This is a genomic window from Micromonospora sp. NPDC048868 (assembly GCF_043198195.1).
Lineage (GTDB): Bacteria > Actinomycetota > Actinomycetes > Mycobacteriales > Micromonosporaceae > Micromonospora > Micromonospora reichwaldensis.
Map to the genome: position 1 here is coordinate 96,271 of NZ_JBICUN010000011.1, position 18,510 is coordinate 114,780.

Consider the following 18,510-nt stretch of genomic DNA (forward strand, 5'->3'; position numbering starts at 1 on the left):
TGGGCGGTGGGCGGATGGCCGTGCGGGAACGCCTCGACGCCACCCTGGCCGCGCACGCCTGGGTCTGCGAGCACCTGCTCGACGTGCAGCAGCTGGTCACGGACGCCTTCCGGCAGCCCGACGGCCCGGCCGCCGCGCCCGCGCAGGAGGCCCAGGACCTGCTGCACCGGCTCGGCTGCCTGTCGCTGGCCCTCGACCGGCTGGTCGACGACCTCGACGGGACCGACCGGTCGACGGACGCGGGCGAGGAGGCCCTGGCCCGGCTGCTGACCGGCCCGTGCGAGGTCCGGTTCACCGCCGCCACCGGCGAGCCGGTGCAGGTGCAGGCGATGGACGTCCAGGAGATCCTGGTCGCGGCCCGCGAGCACGTGGCCCGGATCCGCCGGATCGTCGACGCGTACGGCCGGGACCGGCTGGCGGTCCGGGCGCAGCGGCTGCGCTCCTCGGTGGAGCGGCTCCGGCAGCTCGCGACGGAGGCCGCCGGCGAAGGGCTGGGCGACGGGACGGATCCCCTGGCGGCGCTCGCGCTCGACGGGCTGCTGGACCGGCTCACCGCCGCCGAGGCGGCGGGCCGTGGCCAGTGGTGGCGGGGGGACGTCCAGCCGGAACGCGACGACGGCTCGTTGCGGGCCGCCGTCGACCGCGCCGTCGAGCGGACCGACACCGCGCGGCGCCGGCTGCGCCGGGGCTGCCACGCGGAGCTGACCGGCCGGCTGGAGGCGTACCGGCAGAAGGCCGCCGACGAGGGCCGGGCCGAGCACCCGCGGGTCGAGCTGGCCTACCGGGAGGCGCTGGCCGCGCTGCGCCCCGACGCCTTCACCGTGACCGCCGCGAGCCGCGCGGTGCGCGCCTACCAGCAGGCCGTGAACGGGGGTACGCGATGACGGCGAGCCGCGGCTGCGCGGAACGCAACTGCCCCGGCACCGTCGACCAGGACGGGTTCTGCCGGCTGTGGGGGCACGAGTGCGTCGGGGCCGGCGCCGGGCTCAGCGCCCCCGGCGGGCCGGTGCCGGCTGCGGAGGCCGGCCCACGGCCGCTGCGCACGACGTCCCGGCCCTGGGAGCGACCGGCCGTGCTGCCGACCGCCCGGCCCCACGACCCTCTGACGGCGGTGGTGTCGCAGGCGGTGGTGCCCGAGCACTCCCGCTACTGCGGCAACACGAGGTGCCCCCGCCACCGCGGTCCCCGGCTGCCCCGGGTCGCCGGTTTCTGCCCCGACTGCGGCACCCGGTACTCCTTCACCCCGCCCCTGGCCGACGGCGACCTGCGCGCCGGGCGGTACCGGATCGAGGGCTGCCTCGGCAACGGCGGCGTCGGCTGGGTGTTCCTCGCCCGGGACGAGGACATGGACGGCGCCTGGCGGGTGCTGAAGGGGCAACGCAACCCGGAGGACCGGGAGGCCATCGCGGCGTTCGTCGCCGAGCGGCAGGCGCTGATCGCGCTGAACCACCCGAGGATCGTCACCATCACCCACGCGCTGCGGCCCGAGTCCGACCGGGACGCCGGCTACCTGGTGATGGAGTACGTCAACGGCGGCACCCTGGAGGAGGCCCGCAGCGCGGCCGGCCCGGGCGGCGGTTCCACCGCCGTGGACGTGGCGCAGGCACTGGGATACGCCGTGCAGATCCTCGACGCCTTCGAGTACCTGCACGACCAGGGCTGGCTCTACTGCGACCTGAAGCCCGAGAACGTGATGCGGGTCGGCGGCCAGGGCACCAACGACCCGATCAAGCTGGTCGACTTCGGCGCGGCCCGCCGCATCGACAACACGGTGAGCCCGGCGTGGGGCACCGCGGGCTACACCGCTCCGGAGGTGGAGCGGCTGGGGCCTGCCGGCCCGAGCGTGCGGTCGGACCTCTACACCGTCGGCCGGACCCTCGCCGCGCTGACCCTGGTGCCCCGGTCCACCGAGGTGACCCGGATCCCGCCGGGGCAGGACGTGCTGCGGCTGCCCGTGCCCGCGCGGCTCGACCCGTTCCTGCGGCTGCTCGCCCGGGCCACCGCCGCCGAGCCGGAGGACCGGTTCGCCGCCGCCGCCGAGATGCGCGAACAGGTCCGGGGCGTGCGACGGCAGGTCAGCTCGGCGACCGACGGCGTGCCCCGGCCGACCCGGTCCACCCTGTTCAGCCCGTCCGCGTGCGCCTTCGCCCTGCACACCGACCGCGACGCCCTGGACGTCGTGGAGATCATGCTCGGCCTGCCCGTGCCCCTGGTCGACGGCGCCGACCCGGCCGCCGGGTTCCTCGCCTCGCTCGGCGCCGCCGACCCGGCCGAGCTCATCGAGCTGTTGCGGACCGCCCCGGAGCGCACCGCGCAGGTGACCTACCGCGCCGTCCGGGCCCACCTCGCCACCGGGCGGGTGGACGAGGCCGGCCCGCTGCTCGCCGACTTCCCCGAGGAGTCGCGGGACTGGGCGCTGTGGTGGCACCGCGCCCTGTTGGCCCTGGTGGGGCGGGACACCGGCACCGCCCGGCGCTGGTTCGCGCAGGTCTACGGCTGGCTGCCCGGCGAGGTGTCCACGCGGCTCGCGTACGCGGTGGCCTGCGAACTCGACGGTGACCCGCGCACGGCGGCCGACCACTACCGGGGGGTGTGGGACGCCGACCCGGGCGTGGTGGGCGCGGCGTTCGGGCTGGCCCGCTGCCTGCTGGAGACGGCGGACGCGCGCAGCGCGGCGGACGCCCTGCTGCGGGTGCCGGAGTCCTCCCGCGCCTCGACGGCGGCGGTGACCTGTGCGGTGCGCATCCTGCTCGACGCGCCGGACGACGGGCACCGGCTCGACACGGCGCTCGACGCCGCCGCGATCGTCGACAAGCTGCCCCCGTTCGGCGAACGCGAGGAGGTGGAGGCGCACATCCTGCGGATCGCGCTGGACTGCGACCTGACCGAGGAGCGCCACGGTGGCCGGCGGCTGTTCGGTCACCGGCTCGACGAGGACGCCCTCCGCCGCGCCTTCGAGCGCCGCTGCCGCTCCCGCGCCCGGCGCACCGCCGACCGGCGCGAGCGGATCGCGCTCGTCGAGCTGGCCAACGCGTACCGGCCGGTGACGTGGTGGTGATCCCGGCCGCCGGCCCCGACGGAAAGAGGTCACCCGTGTCCCCCGCCAACGATCTGCCGCTGCGGCTGCGCGCGCACCACACCGAGTGCGTCTCCGCCGACGGGGCGGTCCTCGACGTGGTCGCCACCGTCCGGGGCGAGGAACCCGTCCACGCCGACGTCCGGCACGACGACCTCGCGGAGGTGATCCTGCTCGACTCCTCGGGCTCGATGGGCGCGCCCCAGGTCAAGATGCGCGCCGCCTGGCGGGCCACCGCCGCGGCCATCGACGCCCTGCCCGACGGGGTCGCGTTCGCGGTGGTGGCCGGCACCGCCCGCGCCACGATGGTCTACCCGGTCGACCGGCGGCTGGCGGTCGCCGACGAGGCCACCCGGGCCGCCGCCCGCAGGGCGCTGCGGCACGTGACGCCGCACGGCGGCACCGCCATCGGCACGTGGCTGCTGCTGGCCCGCCACCTGCTGGCCACGCGGCCGGACGCGATCGGGCACGTCATCCTGCTCACCGACGGGCGCAACGAGTCCCAGCTCCCCGCCGACCTGCGGGCGGCGGTGGACGACTGCGTGGGCCGGTTCACCGTCGACTGTCGCGCCATCGGCTCCGCCGACGGCGTGCACGACTGGGACGCGGCGGAACTGCTCGGCATCGCGGAGGCGTTGGGCGCCAACCCCGTCGTGCCGGTCGAGGACCTCAACGGGCTCGCCGACGACTTCCGGGCGGTGCTGACCCGCGCGATGTCCCGGCGGGTCCCCGACGTCCGGCTCCGGGTGCGTACCACCGGGCTGGCCCGGGTCCGCTTCGTCAAGCAGGTGTACCCGGCGCTGGCCGACCTGAGCGGGCGCGGCGAGCCGGCCGGCGAGCTGGGCACCGACTACCCGGTCGGCGCGTGGAGCCCGCACGACCAGCGGGACTACCACGTCGCCCTGGAGGTCGACGCGATGGCGCCCGGGGCGAGCCGGCGCATCGGCTGGTTGAGCGTCCACGCGGGTGCGGCCACCACGCCGGTCGAGGTGCCGCTCGACGTGGAGTGGACCGAGGACGCCCTGCGGTACTCGGAGATCAACGAGAGCGTCGCGTACTACACCCGTCAGCAGGACTACGCGGCGGCGGTCCAGCGCGGGCTGGCCGCCGCCCGGGCGGGCCGGGTCGTCGAGGCGGAGGAGCACCTCGGGCGCGCGGTGGCGCTCGCCCACGCCACGGGCCGCGACGACGACGTCGCCCTGCTCGCCCGCGTCGTGGACGTCCTGGACGCCGCCGACGGCCGGGTCCGCCTCAAGCCCGACGTCGACGCCCGACTCACGCAGTCCTCCCTGGTCGTGGCCCACCACACGTCCCGCTGGGGACCGCAGGAGCCGCCGGCCCAGCGGGTCGCGCCGGCCGGACCGCCCGCGCCGTGGCGGCACTGCCGCGAGGAGCAGACCGGCGCGTACTGCCAGGGATGCGGCACCCACCACCTGTCCGCGGACCAGCCCGCCGGGCAGTCCTGACCGGCGATGGACCTGGACGTCTCGGACAAGGTCGCCAGTGTCGTCGGCGGCACGGTGACGCTCGCCACCGCGCTCGTCACCGCGACCGTCGCCCTCCGCCACCGCGCCCGGGGCCGGCGCGGCTGGTGGGCCGCGCTGCGCCCGGTCTGGCGCGGCGAGGCCGACGCCGGCATCGTCCACCCGCACCGCTTCGGCGGCTACGTCAAGCCGCTGTCCGAGGTGTACGTGCCGCGCCGCGCGGTGCCACGGCTCGCCCCGTCCGGCGACGGCGACAGCGTCGACGTGGCGGACCTGCTCACCGGCGCCGGCAACGTGCTGCTGATCGGAGAGCCGGGCAGCGGGAAGACGGCGCTCGTGCGCTACGAGAGCGCCCGCTCGGCGCGACGGTGGCTCGCCGGGCGCGGGCGGCGACGGCGCTGCCCGCCCGGGCCGGTGCTGGTGAGCCTGCCGGCCGCCGCCCTGGTGCGCCAGCCGCTGTCCGCGGCGCTCGCCGAGGCGTACCCGCGCGACGGCGCCCCGCTCGACGTCGAGCAGGCCCCCGCCCCCGGCCGGCGGTGGCTGGTCTGCGTCGACGCTCTCGACGCCGTGACCGACCCGGACGAGCGGGCCGTCGTCCTGAACCGCCTCGCGGAGCTGGCCCGCTCCCCCGGACCGGCCGGCCCGCCGAGGCCCTGGCGGGTCCTGGTGACCACACGGCACCTGGCGGAGGACGAACTGGCCGTGCTGGGCGACGACTATCCGGCGTACCACCTGGCGCACTTCACCGACGCGGACGTGGCGCTGCTGGCGGCCCACTGGTTCCCCGACGGCGCCACGGCCCGCAGGTTCCTGGACTGGACCCACGCCCAGCGCATCACCGGGCCGGTGCACAATCCGCTCACCGCCACCGTCGCGGTGCTGGTCTGGGAGGGCGGGCAGGCGGAGGCGGCCACGCCGACGGGCCCGGCCGCCCTGCTCGACGAGTTCGTCCGCGCCCTGCTGCGCGGCGGCCGGGCCAGGCTCGACGCCGCCTGCGCGGCGCTGCGGCGCCACCCGCCCGACGGCGAGGCGGTCGCCGCCTGGCTGGACACCCGGCACACCGACCTCGTCGAGGTGGCGGCGACCGCCGCCGTCGCCGGCGGCGACCCGGTGGCGGCCGTCGTCGACTGGTCGGCGGCCCACGCCCCGGCTCCCCCGGCGGCGGTGCTGCCCGATTGGCCCGCGCGGGTACGGCAGATCCTGCTCGCCACCGACCTGTTCCGGGCCGACCGCCACGCCCTGGCCTCGGTCTGGCCCAGCCTGGTGGAGTACCTGGCGGCCGGGCCGCTCGCCCGCGACTGGCGGCCCGACGAGTGGGTGACGCTGATGAACACCGGCTCGGCGCGGTTCGTCGCGCTGCAGGCGATCAGCCGGGCCGCCGTCACCCCGGCCTTCCTGCGCGCCCGGCTGACCGCGCCGGTCGGGGCGATCGCCGCGGGTCACCTGCTCGCCGGCCGGGGCACGGCCGCCGCCGGCGCGCCGGCGTTCCGGGCGGACGTGCTGGCGGCGCTGCTCACCCACTGGTCCGACGGCGCGGACGGTCCCGGCGGCCGGGACGCCGCCCGGGAGTGCTTCTCGCTGTTGACCACCCTGGCGGCGGACCGCGCCGACCGGGACCTGCTGCACGAGATCGCCGCGGATCCGCAACGACCGGGTGAGGTCCGCCGGGCCGCGGCGCTCTTCTTCGCCCTGCGCACCCGCAACGCCCACCGCTCCCGCGCGGTGCGATGACCGACGGAGCGGTGGGCGTCGCGGGTGTTCGCCTACGCCGCCCGCTGCGGGCCGACGACGGTCCAGCACAGGCCGGCGGGATCGCGCAGCGTCACCTGGCGCGACGGATCCGCCGGCGTCTCGACGCGGGCACCGGCGGCCACCGCCCGCCGCAGCACCGACTCGGGGTCGGTCCGCTCGATGGTCAGCACGTCGTCGCGGCTCTCCACCGCCGACGGCGCGCCCGCCTCGTACCACTCGCTGACGGTCAGGCGGTGGCCGCCGACGGCCAGCTCCGCGTGCAGGACGTGCCCGTCGAGCAGACACTCCCGCACGATCGCGACGGCGTCGAAGACATCCGTGTAGAAGGCGATGGCCTCGTTCGTGTCGCTGACCGTCAGGTGGGGACCCGGCCGGTGGTTCTGTGCCCTCATGTGACTGGTGCCGCCCTTCCCCTACTCGGCGATCCGGGTCCGACCGGTCCAGCGGAAGACCACCGGAAGGTCGACCGCCAGCGGGGTGGCGCCCCGTTCGAAGTGCTCGTACCCGCCGTAGTGCAGGACCTTGATCTTCTCCTCCGCCCGCGCCACCTGGCGGCTGCGCAGGTCGGCCGGCAGATCGACCGGACCGCCCTCCAGGACGACGTCGATGACGCCGACTGCGTCCCGGGTGACCGGATCAGCTTGCGAAACGTCCTTCATGGCACGACCTCCGTCGCATTCCGCACTCCTCGGACGAGCCGCCGCATGGCGGCGGACACGTCCACACAGGCCTGACGACACCCGTTGCCGGGTGAACGGACGCTTCGCGGTCGAACGTCCTTGTCCGGTGACCGGGCGCCCGTTCTGCTCCGAACGTAATCCAGATCACATTCGGCGGACACCCTTAGGCCACCCCTAGGAACGGCCCTGGGCAGCGACGACGTCCCCCGCACCCGCCATGGGGGGTGCGGAGGATCACTCCCAGCGGAAGAACCGGGTGGCCGCCACGGAGCCGACCACGGCCGTCACCGCCAGGGCGATCAGCTGCGGCAGCTCCGGGTTGGCGCCCGCCCACGCCGCACCGAGGGTGTCCACCGTGGCACCCAGCGGCGAGTAGTCGGCGATGGCGGCCAGCGCGCTCGGCATCCGGTCACGGGGCAGCCAGGCGCCCGCCAGGAAGAGCAGCGGGAAGAACAGCGCGGGACCGATCGACTGCGCCGCCCGGGCGGAGGGCGCCAGCGCCGCGATCAGCAGACCGACGGCGAAGAGGCACGCCACCCCGAGCAGGAAGGCCAGCACGAAACCGGGAACGTTGGCCGGCGCCGGCTGGTCCAGCAGGAACCGTACGGCGATCGCGGTGACCACCGCGCCGAGGACGCCCATCACCAGGTTGACCACCACCTGCGCCACCAGCAGGAGCGCGGGCTGCACCGGGGTGGTCGCCAGGCGGCGCAGCACCCGGCGTTCCCGGTAGATGCCGAGCGCCATCGGCAGGGTGAAGAGCGCGAGCATGCCGATGGTGAGGGCAAGCGCCAGCGACGGCAGGAAGGTCTGCTCGGCGTGCTGCCCGGTGTCGGCGGCCGTGCCGGCGCGCTGCGGCAACCCGAAGACGAGCATCAGGCCGATCGGCAGGGCGAACACGAAGAACAACGACACCGGTTCCCGCAGGAACAGCTTCGTCTCGACGGCGATCAGCTTGGACAGGGCGCTCACGACGACCTCCCGTCGGTCGGGGACTGCGCGGCGGTCCGGCCCGAACGGCCGGTGAGGGAGACGAACGCGTCGTCGAGGGTGGGCTGCTCGACCCGCAGCGCGTCGTAGCGGATCCCGCGCCCGTTGAGCACGGACAGGACCGACTGGAGCACGTCCTTCGTGCCGGTCACCGTCACCTCGTCGCGGTAGCGGGAAACCCCCGTCACGTCGGGCGCCGCGAGCAGCAGGGCGTCCTCGACCGGCTCGGCGGGACGGAAGTGCACCCGGTGCTCGCTGCCGACCCGGGTGAGCAGGCCGGCGGGGCTGTCGATGGCCACCACCCGACCCTTGTCGATGATCGCGAGCCGGTCGCAGAGGCGTTGCGCCTCCTCCATGAAGTGGGTGACGAGCACGACGGTGACGCCCCGGTCGCGGATCCGCTCGACCAGGTCCCAGGTGTCCCGGCGACCCTGCGGGTCGAGGCCGGTGGTCAGCTCGTCGAGGATGGCGACCTCCGGCCTGCCGACCAGCGCCAGGGCCACCGACAGCCGCTGCTTCTGACCGCCGGAGAGCTTCTGGAAGTAGGTGTTGCGCTGCTCGGCCAGGCCGAGGTCGGTCAGCAGCTCGTCGATGTCGGCCCGGTTGCGGTAGAAGGACCGGTACAGGTCCAGCGCCTCCCACACCCGTACCTTGTCCGGCAGCTGGCTCTCCTGGAGCTGGGCGCCGACGCGCTGCCGAACCTCGGTGCGGTCGCGGACCGGGTCGAGCCCGAGCACCCGGATGGTGCCGCCGTCGGGACGACGCAACCCCTGCACGCACTCGACCGTGGTGGTCTTGCCGGCCCCGTTCGGGCCGAGCACGCCGAAGATCTCGCCCTGTTCCACGGTGAAGGAGACGTCGTCGACCGCGATCTTCTCGCCGTACCGTTTCTGCAGATGATCGACTTCGATGACCGGCATTGGGGGTGGTCCTCCTTCACGTGCGGGTTGCCGTCGAGAAGGGCGGACCCCTCGGCTGATCGCGGCGTCGGCTTGCGGGAACGGGCCGGCCGGCCGGCGCCAGGCCGACCGACGCCCGACATCATCCGGCCAACCGATGTGCCGATCAACTGATCAGCTGACAAATCGGGGGTATCGAACCGGGAATCGGCCCGGGACAGGGGTGCCGACCGCGAACGCGGCGCGGGGGCAGGGGTGCCGCTCGGTCACCGCAGGTGTCCGTCCACGCGGGTCGGTCACCGGCGGGCCGGGCAGCACGGCAGCAGCTCGTCGAGTCGGGTCAGGACGACGTCGGGGCCGGCGGCGCGCAGGGTCTCCTCGTCGGATTCGCCCCACAGCGCGGCCACCGCCAGCACCCCGGCCGCCCGCGCGCTGGCCAGGTCGCTGGGGGCGTCGCCGACCATCAGCGCCTCCCCGGGGCGGGCCCCGAGCAGGCGCAGCGCCCGCCGGACGATGTCCGGAGCGGGCTTCGGCCGGGGCACCTCGTCCGAGCCCACCACGTGGTCGACCAGCGGCAGCAGGCCGAGCCGGCCGAGCAGATCGCGGGCGCGGACCCCGCTGCGGCCGGTGGCCACGGCCAGCCCGATCCCCCGCCGGCGCAGGGTACGAAGCAGCTCCGGCACCCCGTCGACGGGGGTGACCCGGTGCGCGAGGCGGTTGCTCTCCCGCACGAACGGCCCGGCCAGCGTCGCCGGCAGGCCCATCAGCTCCAGCACCTCCGGCAGGTACCGGCCCGGGTGGCGGCAGTACTCCTCGACCGGGGCGACGCCGTCGCCGACCACCTCGGCGTACGCGAGGGCGAACGCTTCCCTGGCCACGGCGAGGCTGTCGACCAGCACCCCGTCGAGGTCGAGCACCACGGCCCGGACGCCGCCCGGTACCGCCGTCCACGCCGTCGCGTCCGCGACCACCGACGTCACCTCCCGCCCGTCCGATCCGGCGCGCCGCCCGGTAGGGGTGGCAGGCCGGGGTGCCCCCGACTACGGTCAGGACCGTCGTTCCGGGCCCGCCGGCGCGGCGCACCGCGTTCACCTGGATCCGCCGGCGCCCCACCGACCCTACCGGCGTCCCGGGTGCCCGTCGTCCGGCCGCCGCGGCACGCCCGGCCGGACCGGCCCGGGCCCGAGCCGCTGGAGAGGGGTCGCACCATGCCGCTGTTGAGCGCGCTCGCGGGAGGCACCGACGAGCGTCCGGACGCCATCCGCGTCGACGACCGCTCGGTGTCCTGGGTGGAGCTGCGCCGCCTGGCCGCGGCGGTGGCCGACGAGCTGCACGGCGTCGACCGGGTCGCCATCGAGGCCACGGCGACCCTGGAGACGGTGGTCGGGGTGGTCGGCGCCCTCACCGCCGGGGCGGCGGTCGTGCCGGTCCCGCCGGACGCCGGGCCGATGGAGCGCGACCACATCCTGCGCGACTCGCGCGCGACGGCACTACTGGTCCCGGCCGGCGCGGGGCGCACCACCGAGGGCACGGGCCGGGCCGTCGTGCCCGTCGACCTGAGCCGGCGCTCGGACACCGTCCATCCCGAGCCGGACCCGGCCAGCACCGCGGTGATCCTCTACACTAGCGGCACCACCGGCGCCCCGAAGGGCGCCGTGATCTCCCGACGTGCCGTCGCCGCCTGCCTGGACGGGCTGGCCGACGCCTGGGCGTGGACGCCGGACGACCTGCTGGTGCACGGCCTGCCGCTGTTCCACGTGCACGGGCTGGTGCTCGGCGTGCTCGGGCCGCTGCGGCTGGGTGGCCGGCTGCACCACGTGGGCCGGCCGCGACCCGAACGGTACGCCGCCGCCAACGGCTCGATGTACTTCGGCGTGCCGACCGTGTGGTCCCGGATCGCCGCCGACCCGGAGTCGGCACGGGCGCTGCGTCCGGCGCGACTGCTCGTCTCGGGCAGCGCGGCGCTGCCGGCGGCCGTCTTCGCGGACCTCGCCACCCTCACCGGGCACCGGCCCGTCGAGCGGTACGGGATGACCGAGACCCTGATCACGGTAAGCGCCCGGGCGGACGGCCCGCGCCGGCCGGGCACCGTCGGGCTGCCGCTGCCCGGGGTGCGTACGCGGCTGGTCGACGAGAACGGCGCCACGCTCCCCGCCGACGGGGCGGCGATGGGCGAGCTCCAGGTCGACGGTCCCACCCTGTTCGACGGCTACCTGAACCGTCCGGACGCCGACGCGGCGAGCCGCACCCCGGACGGCTGGTTCCGCACCGGGGACGTCGCCACCGTCGACCCGGACGGCTGGCACCGGATCGTCGGGCGGGCGTCCACCGACCTGATCAAGAGCGGTGGCTACCGGATCGGCGCCGGCGAGGTGGAGGACGCCCTGCTGGCGCACCCGGGGGTCCGCGAGGCCGCCGTGGTGGGCACCCCGCACCCCGACCTCGGCCAGCAGGTCACCGCGTACGTGGTGGGCGACGGGGTGGACGGGGCCGAACTGATCGACTTCGTGGCCCGGCACCTGTCGGCGCACAAGCGGCCACGCGAGGTGCGCCTGGTCGACGCGCTGCCCCGCAACGCCCTCGGCAAGGTGCAGAAGACCAGGCTGACGGCGGACTAGGGCCGGACGGCCGGGATGCTGATCGCGGTGGCGACCAGTCCCCGCTCGACCAGGAACCTGCCGGCGAAGGCCGTCACCGGGATCCCGTCGAGGACCGGGCCAGGCACCAGCAGCCGGGCCTCGAACGTGCCGGCCGGATCGATCACGATGTCCGCCTCCGAGAAGTCCAGCCACCGGCCGGTGAGCGGGAACCACGCCTTGTACACCGCCTCCTTCGCGCTGAACAGCAGGCGGTCCCAGCAGACGGCGGGGCGGGCCGCGCCCAGCGTGGCGGTGCGTACCCGCTCGGCCGGCAGGGCGATCGCGTCGAGCACCCCGTCGGGCAGCGGCGCGTGCGGCTCGGCGTCCACGCCGAGGGTGGCGAACGCGGTCGTACGGCCGAGGACCGCCGCCCGGTAGCCGTCGCAGTGCGTCATGCTGCCGACCACGCCGGCCGGCCAGACCGGGGCGCCGCGGGCGCCGGAGACGATCGGCACCGGCGCGAGGCCCAGCTCGCCGAGGGCCGTGCGGGCGCAGTGCCGCACGGTGGTGAACTCCCGGCGACGCTTCTCCACCGACCGGGCCACCAGCGCCTCTTCCTCGGGGAACAGGGTCAGGCCGGCGGGGTCCGTGAAGGCCTCGGCCACCGCCACGGCGGGGGGCAGGATCTGCTCGATCACGTCCGCCGATGCTAGGCGCTGCGGCGAGCCGCGCCGCGCCGGCACCGACGGTACGGTGCACCATAGGGGTCGGGTACGGGTGCCGGGCCGCGCGGGCGGCTGCCAGTCTGGGGGCGGGCTCCGGTTCCATGGGCGGGGTACGCGGATTTTGGTCGGATGGATGCGGGAAAAGCGATGCTCACTGGCAAGGTGGTGCGGTTCGACGAGGTGCGGGGCTACGGGTTCATCGCCCCGGACGACGGCAGCGACGACGTGTTCGTGCACGCGAACATGCTGGACGGCGACAAGTGGGCGCTGACGCCCGGTGTCCCGGTGGAGTACGAGGCGGTGGGGACCGACCGCGGCCCCAAGGCCGTGCTGGTGCGGGTGGTGGGCGCTGCCGTGGGCGCGGAGCGCAACGGGGCGGCCGGCACCGCGGCGCCCTCCCGGGCCGGCGTGGCGTTCGCCGGAGGGCGCAGCAGGGACGGCGGGCCGGCCACGGGCGGTGCGGAGGACGACGAGGGCCTGTGTGACGTGCTCTCCGAGCGGGCCTTCTGCACGGAGACCACCGAGGCACTGGTCACCTCCGTGTCGGACCTGACCGGGGCCCAGATCGTGGCGGTGCGTGCCCGGATGCTGGACCTGGCCCGACGGCACGGCTGGGTGGAGGGCTGACCGCGGGGCGGGCGTCGGTGGACCGCCGCCCACGGCCCGGCCGGCTCAACCGGCGGCGATCAGCAGGGACTTCCTGATCCGGCCGAGCGCGCTGCGCGGCAGCTCGTCGACGAAGTGCACCCGCCGGGGCCGTTGACCCGCGGAGAGGTACCGGCCGACGTGGTCGATGAGCACCTGCGCGGTCAACCCCTCGGCGACGACGTACGCGGTGACCTGCTCGCCGAGCGCGTCGTGCGGCGTGCCGACGACGGCGGCCTCCCGGACGCCGGGATGGCTCAGCAACGCCTCCTCGATCTGCCCGGCGTGCATCCGCCGGCCCCGGCAGTGCAGCACGTCGAGCCCGCGCCGACCGATGATCCGGTACGAGCCGTCGGCGGCCACGGTGGCCAGGTCGCCGGTGGCGTGCCAGTGACCGGCGGCATGGCCCCGCCCGCCCTCGACGTAGCCGCTGAACAGCGTCGGCCCGCAGATGCTCAGCTCGCCGACCGACTCGCCGTCGGCCGGCACCGGTCGGGCCTCGCGGTCCAGCACCCGGGTCTCCACCCCGGGCAGGGGGGTGCCGACGGCACCGGCGACCGTGGGGTCGTCGGCCCGCCCGGTCAGCGCGATGAGCGTCTCGGTGGTGCCGTACGCCTGGACCGGCGTGTGCGAGGTGAGCAGCCGGAGGCGTTCGGCCACGGCGCAGGCCAGTGGGGCGTCCGCGGAGATGAGGATCCGCGCCGCCGACAGCGACCGGGCCCAGCCGGCGTTCAGCGCGATCTTCGCCCACTGCTCGGGCAACCCCAGGTACATGGTGCCGACCGGTCCGGCGGCGGCGTTGCGGTCGAGGTGGACGAAGCGGCTGCCGACCCGTAACGCGCCGAGCAGGCCGACGACCAGGCCGTACGCCCGGAACAGCGGCGCGCCCTGGACCACGACGTCCTCCTCGCTCCACCGCCACGCGTCGGCCAGCAGGTCGAGGTCGGCGGCGATGGCGCGACGCGAGATGCGTACCCCGCGCGACGGCCCGCCGGCGCCACCGGTGTAGAGGATGACCGCGTCGGTGCCCGGCGCCGGCTCGGGGTGCGGTGTCGAGGAGCGCTCCCGCAGGTCGACCGGGACGGTGGGCAGCCGGTGGGTGTCGGACCAGTTACGGCCGAGGAGCACCGTCGCCCCGGACTGCCGCAGGATGCGGCCCCGTTCGCACTCGTCCGCGTCGGGGGGCAGCGGTACGAGCGGGACGCCCGCGTGGACGGCGCCGAGCATTCCCACCACCGTCTCCAGGGTCGGTGTGCCGTCGACGGCGACCGCGACCGCACCCCTGATCCGGTCGGCGACCGCGGTGACGCAGCCGAGCAGGGCCTCGCTGGAGAGCGTGCCGCCGGCCACCGTGACAGCATCGGCCCGGTCCGCGCCGAATCCCCGCAGCGCCGGCAGCAGTGTCATCTGCGCTATCCCCTGCGGAGGGCGGCAACGAGTCGCGGCGGCAGGTGGAACATCACGACGGCCACAGAACCCTTCAGGTCACGGGGCACGGCCCCATATCCGACTATCCCGATGGTGGAAACGGGTGCCCCGAAATTAGGCCGGGCTATCGGCCCGGCACAACCCCTAGCTGCCCGGACCGGGTCCCCTGCAAGGCCGACAGGCCAGGTAGGACAGGATCTCGTCCGGCTTTCGGCAGCGGCGGGCCGGACCACCCTTTCCCGTGGCCGACACTATGGATGGACGACGACTCGCCGACAGTGTCGGACATTGGAGTCGACTTTTGACGGGAAATTGTAGATCAGCAGTAATGAAGCACCAAGACATTGATGTCGGTTACAGTTGTCCGACCGCATTCCGTCGCCCACGCAGCGACACCGGCGCCCGCCGACAGGCCCCTGGACGCATAATTCTTTTTTAACAACATAATCGGTGAATTTCCCAAAGGTCCGAATCGGGCGGCACATCGGCGACGCCCGCCGAGTCCCGATCCCGGGCGACCCGGCGGCCCGCAGTCGCACTTCGGGCAGGCGATGTCGCACGCCGCAACAATCGGGAACCTTTAACAATTGTCGAGCCGCCCGCCCGCGCCCTGGAGCCTCCCGTCGCCGGTCCGGGCCCGCGGGCCGACAGGCACCCCCGACCCCCTTCCGACCGTCAGCGCTCCCACGCCGGGCCGCACCGCGCCCATGGCCACCGGGCCGCCCGCCGGCCATGTTGACACTCAGTTGAGCAGCGCTTACACGGGATGACGTCGAGGGCTTCCGGCCCACCCGACGCGGGACGGCCGCCGACGGGAGGCGGCTTCGCCGCCGACGGGCCGACGACGGGAGTTCCGTCGCGGTGACGACGTGGACACGCACCGGACGCTTAGCACGCAAGAACGCGTCCGCCAATCGCCGAGCGGGCCGGAAAAGGCGCGACCAATGGGCCACGGCGGCATACTGTCACGTTACGGGACCACCCGGCGACTTTCCGCTGTCGACCACACGCGCGAAGCCGGCTCGGGCCGACGCGAGACAGAACCGATGTTTGCCCATCCTTTACAAACCTCGGCTTGCCGCCCAATTGCCGAACTGCCATACTCTCGCCATCACAGTGGTCGATAGGGGGAAGGCCGGCCCGGAGAGGCTGGGGAATTATCACCGACGCTGATGGGGGCGCGACCCGGAGTCGCCAGCCGGCCAAGTCGGTCGATGGCTCTCCGGCCATGCTCGACGGTCGTCTATATTTGCTAATAATGGAATGGGTCAAGAATTGCCGGTCTCCGATTTCGTCGAGCTCGAGGGGCGCGCAGGGCGGGCGGCCCCTCCGGTGACCGCGGACCGCACGTTCCTCCGGGGGCCGCGTCGATGGAGCTGACCGAGCGGTCGTGCCTGCTCAGCATGCTGGAACGCCGGCTGACGGACCTGTTCAGCAGCGAGGCCTCCCCGACCAACCGGACCGTCGCCGTGCTGACCGGCCCGGTCGGCTCCGGCAAGACCACGCTGTTGCAGACCTTCGCCCGGCAGGCCTGCGACTCCGGGGCACGGGTCCTCGGCGCGAGTGCCTCCCGCGCCGAACGCACCGTCCCGCTGGAGGTCATCCGGCAGCTCGTGCGGGCGGCGCCGTTGAGTGGAGCCGGCAACCCCGACCTCTGGGCCCGCCTCGGGCGGCTGCTGGACGCGGGTGCCCTCACCTGGACCGACGCCGACGACACGGACCACGAGGACACCGCCCTGGCCACCGCCGCGATCGGTGGTGCCCTGCTGGAGATGACCGCGCAGGGGCCGTTGGTCATCGCGGTCGACGACGTCCACCACGCCGACGTGCCGTCGCTGCGTTGCCTCGACTACGTGGCCCGACGGATCTCCGGGCTGCCCGTGCTGATCATCCTGACGGAAGCGCCGCGCACCCGGCCGTGGCGGCCCGACGTGCACGCCGAGCTGCTGCAACCCGCGCGACTGCAGCGCATCCGGCTGCCGCAGCTCACCGCCGACGGAACGTTCCAACTGCTCGCCCGGCGACTCGGCGTTCCGGTCGCCCGGACCATCGCCGACGAGAGCCATCGGATCAGCGGCGGCAACCCGCTGCTGGTGCAGGCGCTCGCCGAGGACCAGGCGGCCGCGCCCCGGCCCGTTGACCGTCCCGTGACCGGGGAGTCGTTCCGGGAGGCCGTGCTCAGCTGCCTGTACCGCTGCGACCAACTGGTGCTCAACGCCGCCCGGGTGCTGGCCGTGACCGGCGAGCCGCTGCACGGCAACCTGCTGCCCCACCTCGTCGACGCACGGTCACGGGCCGCGCTCGGAGCGATCGACGACTCGACCAGCGCGGGACTGATCACCGAACAGGGGCTGCGCCATCCGGCGGTGAGCCAGGCCGTCCTCGACGGCATGACCGCCGAGGAACGCGCACGGCTGCATCTGGAGGCGGCCTGCCTGCTGCACGACGACGGCGCGGCCCCGGCCCGGATCGCGCCGCATCTGGTCGGGATCGACGAGCTGGCCGAGCCCTGGATGGCGCAGACCCTGCTGGACGCGGGCGAGCAGGCGTTGCGCGACGGCGAGATGGAGACCGCGCTGCGTTACCTGCGCCGCGCGCACCGGAGCTGCCCCGGCGAATGCCTGCGGGCGCGGATCCGTTCCGCGCTGGCCCGCGCCGAGTGGCGTCTCGACCCGCAGGCCGCGATCCCCCACCTGGTCGGCGTCGTCAGCGCCATCCGCGCCGGGCACCTCGGCAGCCAGCAGGCCGCTGGCGCCATCCACTACCTGCTCTGGCACGGCGAGATCGACAAGGCCGTCGATCTCGTCAACCACCTGAGCGAACGGGCGGACAGCGTCGACCCGAGGTCCGCCGCCGAACTGCTCGTCACCACGGGCTGGATGTCGACCCTCTACCCCGGCGTGATGGTCGACCGCCCCGCACCCGCCGTGGCCGCCCGGGACCCGCTCACGCTGGCCAAGGTCAAGCGCGGGATCGAGGGCGCCACCCTGCTGTCCGCCGTGCTCGACCGTGGTGACGCCAGCGCCGTCGAGCAGGCCGAGCGGGCGCTGTCGACCACCGGGCTGGACGACGAGCCGAACATGTGGACCGCCGTCTGCGCACTCATCGCCATGATCTACGCCGACCGGCTGGACCTGGCCGACGACTGGTGCGACCGGCTGGGCCGCAACCCCGCCACCCCGCGCTACCCCACCCCGTCGGCGACGCTCGCGGCCCTCCGGGCGGCCGTCGCCGGGCGGCTCGGCGACCTGCCCCGCGCCGAGAAGCTGGCCGACGAGGCGCTCGGTCAGCTCTCGCCGAAGGGCTGGGGAGTGGTGATCGGGATTCCGCTCGCCGTCCGGGTACGGGCCCTCACCTTCATGGACCAGCTCGACGCGGCGGCGGCCTCCCTCCAGGTGCCGGTGCCCCCGGCGATGTTCGAGACCCCGATCGGGCTGCACTACCTGCAGGCCCGCGGGATGCACGCCCTCGCCGCGGAGAGCCCGGAGGCGGCCCTGGCCGACTTCCAGCTCTGCGGGCAGCTGATGAACCGCTGGCGGCTGGACTTCTCGGGCCTCGTCCCGTGGCGGACCGAGTCGGCACGGGCGCTGCTCCGGATGGGCCGCCGCCAGCAGGCCGGCCGGTTGGTCCGCGAGGAGCTGGCCCGGCTGCGGCCCGTGCACGTGCGGCACCGGGCCGCCGCCCTGCGGGTGCTGGCCGCCACGGAGGACGGGCCGGACCGGATCCCGCACCTGCGCAGCGCCGTCCGGCTGCTGCGGCAGTGCGGTGACCGGATGGAGCTGGCGCACAACCTGGCCGACCTCGGTCAGGCCTACCAGCAGGTCGGCGACCTGCGGCAGGCCCGCGTCGCGGCGCGGTCGGCCCGGGTCCTCGCCGAGGAGTGCGGGATCCCGATGCTGCGACCCGGCCTCTCCGCCAGGAGCGGCGGCGCCGAGGGCGCCGGCGCGACGGCCGTCGTCCGGGGACTGACCGACGCGGAGTGCAACGTGGCCACCCTGGCCGCCCAGGGCCACACCAACCGCGAGATCGCCGAGAAGCTCTTCCTGACCGTCAGCGCCATCGAGCAGCGGCTGACCCGGATCTACCGGAAGCTGGACGTCAACTCGCGCAGCGAGCTGGCCGCCCGGCTGCGCATGAACCGACCCGGCGCGACGGTCCTGGACCCACCGCCGCGAGGCAGGGACGACCCGGGCCACCGGCCCGCCGGGCCCCGGCCGCGCTGACCTTCGCGGGCAGACCACCGCTCCTGCCC

At 75.0% G+C, this 18,510-nt stretch carries 14 protein-coding genes; 7 read left to right on the top strand and 7 right to left on the bottom strand.

Features of this window, described 5'->3' with window-relative positions:
• Positions 1 to 14: 14 nt before the first annotated feature.
• The 4 genes from ACGFNF_RS19225 to ACGFNF_RS19240 are packed head-to-tail and all read left to right on the top strand — an operon-like array spanning position 15 to position 6,291.
• Positions 15 to 884 carry a hypothetical protein gene (locus ACGFNF_RS19225; protein WP_357578026.1) on the top strand — a complete coding sequence of 290 codons (870 nt, stop codon included), beginning with the start codon at positions 15 to 17 and terminating at the stop codon, positions 882 to 884.
• Positions 881 to 3,058: a tetratricopeptide repeat protein gene (locus ACGFNF_RS19230; protein WP_393169462.1), complete on the top strand. Its 2,178-nt coding sequence runs from the start codon at positions 881 to 883 to the stop codon at positions 3,056 to 3,058. Before ACGFNF_RS19225 ends, ACGFNF_RS19230 begins: the two co-directional genes overlap by 4 nt.
• A gap of 35 nt (positions 3,059 to 3,093) precedes the next feature.
• Positions 3,094 to 4,542, top strand: a complete 1,449-nt coding sequence (locus ACGFNF_RS19235) for a VWA domain-containing protein (RefSeq protein ID WP_393169464.1) — start codon at positions 3,094 to 3,096, stop codon at positions 4,540 to 4,542.
• A gap of 6 nt (positions 4,543 to 4,548) precedes the next feature.
• A complete protein-coding gene (locus tag ACGFNF_RS19240; RefSeq protein ID WP_393169466.1) occupies positions 4,549 to 6,291 on the top strand; it encodes a hypothetical protein in 1,743 nt (580 codons plus the stop codon).
• 32 nt (positions 6,292 to 6,323) lie between these two features.
• Here the strand turns inward: ACGFNF_RS19240 and ACGFNF_RS19245 are convergent, their stop codons facing one another.
• From ACGFNF_RS19245 to ACGFNF_RS19265, 5 genes are all read right to left on the bottom strand, one after another.
• Entirely contained in the window at positions 6,324 to 6,704 is a 381-nt protein-coding gene (locus ACGFNF_RS19245; protein WP_151452392.1) for a glyoxalase/bleomycin resistance/extradiol dioxygenase family protein, read from the bottom strand.
• 21 nt (positions 6,705 to 6,725) lie between these two features.
• Positions 6,726 to 6,971, bottom strand: coding sequence for a DUF5988 family protein (locus ACGFNF_RS19250; protein WP_311410138.1), 246 nt, complete (start codon positions 6,969 to 6,971; stop codon positions 6,726 to 6,728).
• Between the two features lie 255 nt (positions 6,972 to 7,226).
• On the bottom strand, positions 7,227 to 7,964 hold the full coding sequence (locus ACGFNF_RS19255) for an ABC transporter permease (RefSeq protein ID WP_311410137.1): 738 nt from the start codon (positions 7,962 to 7,964) through the stop codon (positions 7,227 to 7,229).
• Positions 7,961 to 8,902: an ABC transporter ATP-binding protein gene (locus ACGFNF_RS19260; RefSeq protein ID WP_311410136.1), complete on the bottom strand. Its 942-nt coding sequence runs from the start codon at positions 8,900 to 8,902 to the stop codon at positions 7,961 to 7,963. The genes ACGFNF_RS19255 and ACGFNF_RS19260 overlap by 4 nt, the downstream gene beginning before the upstream one ends.
• Before the next feature lie 275 nt (positions 8,903 to 9,177).
• Complete coding sequence (locus tag ACGFNF_RS19265; RefSeq protein WP_393169469.1) at positions 9,178 to 9,852, bottom strand: HAD-IA family hydrolase; 675 nt, start codon at positions 9,850 to 9,852, stop codon at positions 9,178 to 9,180.
• Between the two features lie 237 nt (positions 9,853 to 10,089).
• Between ACGFNF_RS19265 and ACGFNF_RS19270 the strand changes: the two genes are divergently transcribed.
• Positions 10,090 to 11,499 (top strand): acyl-CoA synthetase, encoded by a 1,410-nt coding sequence (locus ACGFNF_RS19270; protein ID WP_393169471.1) that lies wholly within the window; start codon positions 10,090 to 10,092, stop codon positions 11,497 to 11,499.
• Here ACGFNF_RS19270 and ACGFNF_RS19275 read toward each other — a convergent pair.
• Positions 11,496 to 12,158, bottom strand: coding sequence for a 4'-phosphopantetheinyl transferase (locus tag ACGFNF_RS19275; RefSeq protein ID WP_393169473.1), 663 nt, complete (start codon positions 12,156 to 12,158; stop codon positions 11,496 to 11,498). The genes ACGFNF_RS19270 and ACGFNF_RS19275 overlap by 4 nt on opposite strands.
• A 174-nt stretch (positions 12,159 to 12,332) precedes the next feature.
• On the opposite strand from ACGFNF_RS19275, the gene ACGFNF_RS19280 reads away from it, so the two are divergent.
• Positions 12,333 to 12,812 (top strand): cold-shock protein, encoded by a 480-nt coding sequence (locus tag ACGFNF_RS19280; RefSeq protein ID WP_393169475.1) that lies wholly within the window; start codon positions 12,333 to 12,335, stop codon positions 12,810 to 12,812.
• 45 nt (positions 12,813 to 12,857) lie between these two features.
• Here ACGFNF_RS19280 and ACGFNF_RS19285 read toward each other — a convergent pair whose 3' ends face one another.
• Positions 12,858 to 14,237: an AMP-binding protein gene (locus tag ACGFNF_RS19285; RefSeq protein WP_393169477.1), complete on the bottom strand. Its 1,380-nt coding sequence runs from the start codon at positions 14,235 to 14,237 to the stop codon at positions 12,858 to 12,860.
• A 1,391-nt stretch (positions 14,238 to 15,628) separates the two neighbouring features.
• On the opposite strand from ACGFNF_RS19285, the gene ACGFNF_RS19290 reads away from it, so the two are divergent.
• Positions 15,629 to 18,481 (top strand): AAA family ATPase, encoded by a 2,853-nt coding sequence (locus ACGFNF_RS19290; RefSeq protein WP_393169479.1) that lies wholly within the window; start codon positions 15,629 to 15,631, stop codon positions 18,479 to 18,481.
• Positions 18,482 to 18,510: the final 29 nt, after the last annotated feature.